We start from the raw sequence: 475 nt of genomic DNA, 5'->3' as shown, positions 1-475 counted from the left end.
CGGCGAGCTTTTCGACCAGCGCATGAATCCTTTCTTCGAACGCCTGTCAGTCTATTTCGAGAACAGGGATTCGTGGCGGATCGCCGCCGAGGAGCATCGTGCCGTGCGCGACGCCATCGCCGCGCGCGATCCCGAGCGGGCCAAAGCTGCCATGCAGCATCACCTGCGCCAGTCGCAACTCAGATTCTCGCGCAATTTCGACGAGAGAGCCGTAGCCAGGGAGGTTGCGCTCTAGATAGTCGGCCGGGGGGAGATCCGGCCGGATCAGTCCAATCCAACCAGGGAGGAACCAGCATGCTGAGGAAATACGCAATTCTGCTCGGTGCGATCGCCGCGATCGCCATGCCGATGGCTTCGGCCTCGGCGCAGACGGTGTTGAAATGGGCGCATGTCTACGAAACATCGGAGCCCTTCCACACCGAAACCGTGTGGGCAGCCGAGGAGATCAAGAAGCGCACCCAGGGCCGCTACACCA

Annotated in this window: 1 protein-coding gene and 1 pseudogene; both read left to right on the top strand. The window is 61.9% G+C overall.

Translation table 11 applies throughout. The features are described from left to right. Positions 1-235, top strand: a 235-nt coding sequence (locus tag EH240_RS37495) for an FCD domain-containing protein (RefSeq protein ID WP_125007301.1), incomplete at its 5' end; no start/stop codon positions are given. 59 nt (positions 236-294) lie between these two features. Continuing rightward, positions 295-475 (top strand): annotated as a pseudogene (locus EH240_RS37490) (ABC transporter substrate-binding protein); the annotation flags it as partial.

Origin of the sequence: Mesorhizobium tamadayense (assembly GCF_003863365.1) — a bacterium.
Lineage (GTDB): Bacteria > Pseudomonadota > Alphaproteobacteria > Rhizobiales > Rhizobiaceae > Mesorhizobium > Mesorhizobium tamadayense.
This window is presented reverse-complemented; position numbering and strand designations above follow the sequence as displayed.